Origin of the sequence: Desulfotomaculum copahuensis, assembly GCF_001655685.1 — a bacterium.
GTDB classification, from domain to species: domain Bacteria; phylum Bacillota; class Desulfotomaculia; order Desulfotomaculales; family Desulfovirgulaceae; genus Desulfotomaculum_G; species Desulfotomaculum_G copahuensis.
Genome location: NZ_LYVF01000037.1, coordinates 1 through 5,800 on the forward strand (window position 1 = coordinate 1; position 5,800 = coordinate 5,800).

General features: G+C 50.9%; 4 protein-coding genes. All 4 read left to right on the plus strand.

The genetic code is table 11. From position 1 onward, the window contains the following. Nucleotides 1-978, plus strand: a 978-nt coding sequence (locus tag A6M21_RS02690; RefSeq protein ID WP_066666368.1) for a 4-hydroxyphenylacetate 3-hydroxylase C-terminal domain-containing protein, incomplete at its 5' end; no start/stop codon positions are given. 70 nt (nucleotides 979-1,048) lie between these two features. After that, nucleotides 1,049-2,341 (plus strand): DUF362 domain-containing protein, encoded by a 1,293-nt coding sequence (locus A6M21_RS02695; protein WP_066666369.1) that lies wholly within the window; start codon nucleotides 1,049-1,051, stop codon nucleotides 2,339-2,341. A gap of 354 nt (nucleotides 2,342-2,695) precedes the next feature. After that, nucleotides 2,696-3,727, plus strand: a complete 1,032-nt coding sequence (locus A6M21_RS02700) for a sigma-54 interaction domain-containing protein (RefSeq protein WP_066666370.1) — start codon at nucleotides 2,696-2,698, stop codon at nucleotides 3,725-3,727. 136 nt (nucleotides 3,728-3,863) lie between these two features. Further along, nucleotides 3,864-5,495: an AMP-binding protein gene (locus tag A6M21_RS02705; protein ID WP_066666371.1), complete on the plus strand. Its 1,632-nt coding sequence runs from the start codon at nucleotides 3,864-3,866 to the stop codon at nucleotides 5,493-5,495. Nucleotides 5,496-5,800 lie beyond the last annotated feature (305 nt).

The window sequence follows — 5,800 nt, forward strand, 5'->3', positions numbered from 1 at the left end:
AATTTATGGGTCCATTATAAAAAGCACGACGGTATCATTGTCCGCGGGTCCAAAGTACACATCTCTGAAGCCTCGATTTCCGACGAGATCCTGGTAGTGCCGAACCGCGCCCTTCAGAAGGGCGAAGAAGCCTACGCCCTGTGCTTTGCCGTTCCTTCAGACTATGAAGGCATAAAGCAGGTTGTCCATTTCCACAATTTCAGAAAGCGCGAACATTATCAAAAACCGGCTGATTTTGGGTACACAGATTCTTATGTCATTTTTGACGATTGCTTTGTTCCCTGGGACCGGGTGTTCCTGTGTGGAGAAACGCAGCATGGCGGTATAGCAGCCCTGCTTTTTGCCCTGTTTCACCGTCATTCCTACTCCGGCTGCAAGCCCGCCTTGTTAGACTTTGTTATCGGCCTGGCCGGCCTGGCTGCTGAAATAAACGGTATTGAAAAGGCTCCGCACGTACGCGAGATGTTGTCCGAGCTGATCATGACCGGTGAACTCGGATATGCAGCCGGCTATACGGCATCCGACCTGGGCAAGCCCGAAGTCTATGTACCCGGTCTGGGCTTTGTGCCGTATGGCCCGGGCAGCTGCATCCCAAATTCCATCTATTGTAATGTAGGAAGGTGCCTAACGGGTGAGGCAGTGTACCACGAGCAAGAAATACTATGCAACATCGCTGGTGGTCTACCCGCCACCTTCCCGTACGAAAAAGATCTGACCAACCCCGAAACCAAAGCCCTGCTGGAGAAATACCTCACCCGGAACCCGAAAATTCCTACTGAGGAACAAATCAAGTTCTGGCTAACCTTTATCGACTTCAACCTTTCCGGCTCTTCCGGCTCAATGTTATACGGATCGTACCACGGAGGCGGTTCCCCCATCATGGAGCAGATCGCCATCACCTCCCAGTACGACCTGGAATCCAAGAAGGACATCGTCAGGGCCATAGCCGGAATGACACCCAGGCAGAAAAGGAAATGATCAAGTACTCCGGCTGCAGCGTTTTCCCCGGGGAAAAAGAACATATATATTTTTTAGGAGAATCAGAAATATGAGCAAACCATTAGTTTCTTTGGTGGTATTCAGCAATCCCTACCAGTCCGTCCGGCAGGCCCTGCAACTGTGCGACGGCCTGGCGGGGCTTGATAAAAGCGACAAAATACTGATTAAGCCCAATCTGGTTACCTGGGACTTCAATCTTCCCTTTCCACCGTACGGCGTGGTGACTACCGCCGCGGTAATGTCAGCCCTGGTACGGATACTAAACGAAGAGGGATTCAGACACCTTACCATCGGCGAGGCCCCCCTGATGATTCCCAAAACCATCGGTCAGGCCATGTATAAAACCCTGGGTTATGACAAACTGCGGGAAAAATACGGAGTGGCACTGGTTGATTTTAACGAGGAAAAATTTGAAACGGTGGACTTCGGGGATTTCAAGCTCTCCCTGGCCAAAAGGGCACTGGAGGCCGATAAGATTATTAACTTGCCGGTGCTGAAAACCCACAACCAATGCCAGGTTTCCCTGGGTATAAAAAACCTCAAGGGCTGCCTGAATCGAAAGTCCAAAATGTACTGCCACGGCAAGGACGTTGATCTTGATCACATGTTCCCACACATTATCGAAAAATTACCGGTGGCACTGACCATTATCGACGGGGTGTATACCCTGGCCAAAGGCCCCGGCCCCACCGGCAATGCCTACCGGAAAAATGTGCTGGTCGCCTCCCGGGATTTCCTGGCCTGCGATGTAGTGGGGGCCGGTCTGATGGGTTACGACGCCGGGGAAGTTGAGCACTTGAAATATTTTGCCGGGCGCCACAACCAAAGCACCAATCTAAAAGATATTGAGGTGCGGGGAGAAGAAATATCTAAACACAGCGCTTATATTGAGTCCGACTTCCAGTGGGACGAAGCCAACACCGGGCCCGCCGGATTCCATAAAAGGGGCATCAGCGGACTGGCCATCAGGAAATACGACAGTTCCCTTTGCACCGGTTGCTCCATGATGTACAACCCCATGCTGATTATGTTCATGTCCGCCTATAAAGGCCGGCCGTTCCCCAACATGGAACTGGTGTCGGGCAAAAGGCAGGTGGCCTCCCTGGGCTTTGATTACACGATGCTCTTCGGCAAGTGCGCCTGCTCCCTGAACAAAGACAATCCGCACATTAAAAAAGTCCTTCCGGTCAAGGGATGCCCCCCTACCATGGAGGACTTTGAGGAAGCAATGAAGGAGGCGGGGTTGACCTGCGACTACAACCAGTACGTGAGTTACCGCCATTACATTTACAGCCGCTACAAAAAAGAAGACGGGTTTGACATGGGGCTGTATACAGTTTAAACAAAGTAACAACCGACAAGGCCATGTCAAAAAAATACGCAGCGGGCCGGATGATATCGTACCTGTATGTTGTGGACGAAAAGAGACTTTGGCTTTACCGTGTACCTGACTCAAAAAAGCTGACGCTAATGAGTCAGGCCGGCGACAACGGATGCGTTAAAAAACTATATTTGCGACAGCCTTTTTTACGGGGCTGTCTTTTCTGCTATCCACATCTCCATCCGGCCGCCCGCGTGGCTTAATGGTTACAAATAGCCGGCCGGATGGATTTGTGTTTTCTTAAATGAAAAATTATAATTTGATCATGCGCGATGTCTTTTCCCAAAACGATATGCCTTCCGGGGAGGGATTTTATTGGAATGGCAGCAACTACACATCCGGGGACTGGTGGCCAAATTTAGATTCGGGGATATTGTAGGGCGCAGCGCAATGATTGAGGAAACCATACGTGAGGCCAGAAAATACGCCCACTCCGGGGCTGCCGTGCTAATTACCGGGGAAAGCGGAACGGGCAAGGAATTATTTGCTCAGAGCATATACAATGAAAGCAACCGCAGGGAAGGCCCCTTTGTGGCGGTCAACTGCGCTGCATTGCCGGAAAATCTGCTGGAAAGCGAATTATTCGGGTACGAGGACGGGGCCTTTACCGGCGCCCGCAAGGGTGGCAGGCAGGGATTGTTTCCCCTTGCCCACGGCGGCACCATATTCCTGGACGAGGTTGGTGAATTGAGCTCCGGGCTGCAGGCCAGACTTCTCAGGGTGTTGCAGGAGAAAGAGATTATGCCGGTGGGCGGACACAGGATTATTCCGGTGGATGTACGGGTAATTAGCGCCACCAATCAAAATTTGACCAGGGCGGTACAGGAAGGACGATTCCGGAAGGATTTATATTTCAGGCTGAATGTATTAAACTTGCAGGTGCCGCCCCTGCGGGACAGACTGGAAGACATACCGGGCCTGTTTATATATTTTCTGGAACGTCTGGCCGGTCCCGGGGCAGCGGAAAAACTCAACATCAACAATAAGCTGCCGGAATCACTAAAAAAATATATGTGGCCGGGCAATGTAAGGGAACTGGAAGGATTTGTGGAGAGATATGTGGCCCTGTCCGAGGAAAATATTCATACTCACCCGACTTTTCACAGATTATTAAATAAATTAACCGCTGGTGAAGAGAAAATACCGCCACCGGATAATGATCATCAATTGACCATAGAACTGGGAGATATGCTCTACATGGAAAGACAAATACTGACCCAGGCCAGCAGGATCATACGCGGAGGCAAAAGTGAAATGGCCCGGGTGCTGGGGATCAGCCGCACCACCCTGTGGAAAAAATTAAAGGAATTGAACATAGACATATCCTCCGGCGAACATACCGGCTAATTTTTCCGGCAGAAAGTGCAAAACGGCGGACTCACAGGAGCCCTTCTTCCCACATGACCCAATCCGGCTGCCATACGGCAGGCGGAATAAGCGGCATATAACAGCACCACGAATTGCAGAAGGAAGGTTTAAAAATATGGAGCCCATCTGGTATAAAAGCTGGCCCGGGGATCTTCCCCGGAAAATTGATATTCCTGCAACGACCCTGCCGGAAATAGTCAAAAAATACGCCCGTCAATTTCCCCGCCGGGAAGCAATTAATTTCTACGGCAAAAGCATCAGCTACGGCGAATTTGAAAATATGACCGGCGCATTTGCTGCATCATTGTCACAAATGGGGGTGACCAGGGGCGACCGGGTATGCCTTTTCATGGAAAACTGTCCTCAGTTTATTGTCGCCATTTTTGCTTGCTGGAAATTAGGAGCCGTGGCGGTAACCGCCAACCCCATGTTCAAAGAAGACGAACTGGCCCACCAGTTAAACGACTCGGGTGCCGAAACCATTGTCCTGTTGGACCAGCTATACCCGGTACTGCGGAAGATACGGGACAAAACCAGTCTACGGAATGTTATCATTACCGGCTACAAGGATTTTTTGCCATCCAGTCCCAAGCTGCCGCTGCACCCTTCTCTGACCGTCCCCAGGCAATATTTCCCGGATACAGTTGAATTAACCGGTTTGTTAAACAACCCGTCCCCGCTCCCTCAGGTTGTTATCGACAACGACTACGATCTGGCCTTGCTCCAATATACGTCGGGCATCACCGGAGTACCCAAGGGAGCTATGATTACACATGCCAATATGCTTTTCAATACCGTTTGCTCAGCGCTCTGGCTGCGGGGAAAGCGCGGCATACATCTGGCGGTACTTCCACTGTTTCATGTTACCGGGCTGGTCCATAGTATGAACATGCCGATGTATACAGGAGGAACCATTATACTGCTGGCCCGGTACGATACGGAGGCGGTGGTCAAAGCCATTGAAAAATTCCGGTGCACTCACTGGATCAGCATAGCCACCATGAATATAGCAGTGGTAAATTACCCCGATACAAAAAAGTATGATTTAACTTCCCTCAGGGCCTGCGTTTCCGGGGGCGCCCCCATCCCGGTAGAGGTACTGAAAAAATTCAAACAAATGACAGGGGCAAGCCTGGTCGAAGGATACGGGTTGAGCGAGGCGATTTCCCAGGTAGCAGTCAACCCTCTGGATAAACCTCGCCCCGGCTCCGTGGGCATACCGGTGCTAAATACGGATATAAAAATAACCAGTATCGCCGACCCGTCCAGAGAGGTACTTTTGGGAGAAATGGGCGAGCTCTGGGTTAAGGGGCCGCAGGTCACCCGCGGCTACTGGCGGAGGCCTGAGGAAACGGAGTTGTTCATAAAAGACGGTTGGCTGTGCACCGGTGATATGGCCAGAATGGACCAGGATGGCTATTTATATATAGTGGGCCGCAAAAAAGAACTGATTAAAGCCTCCGGATTCAGCGTCTTTCCTCCGGAAGTAGAAAATTTTCTATATGAGCATCCGGCGGTGGCCGAGGTGGCGGTGGTAGGCATACCCGACCCGTACCGGGGTGAAAGCGTCAAGGCTTACGTGGTGCTGAAAAGGGAGTATGAGAACAAAATGAGCGAGTCCGATATTATAAACTGGGCGCGTCAGAAGATGGCCGCCTACAAGTACCCCAGAGTGATAGAATTCCGCCCCGAGCTGCCTAAAAACGGCTCCGGTAAAATTTTAAGACGGCTGTTGCAAGAACAATAAAAAATACCATAAAATCATATCCGGCTGCAGGTAATTACCCGGAATATGGACAGTTGCTAAAGCAAAACCCGTACCTGAAAGGTACGGGTTTTGCTAAATATTGCAGCTTCAACCGGCTCGTCTTCCGGCTTCGGATTACCAACTGTTAATCTTCCCTCAAAACTTCACAGCGAAAAGTGTTCGTCTTTGCCGTCAATAACCGTGGTCTTGGCAGATGTATTCCGGAAACCGCGCCAGCGGTTTCTTTCTTACTCCGGCTTCCGACGTCTGATTACTGACGACCGCTCTGGTCAAGTCCTCGACCG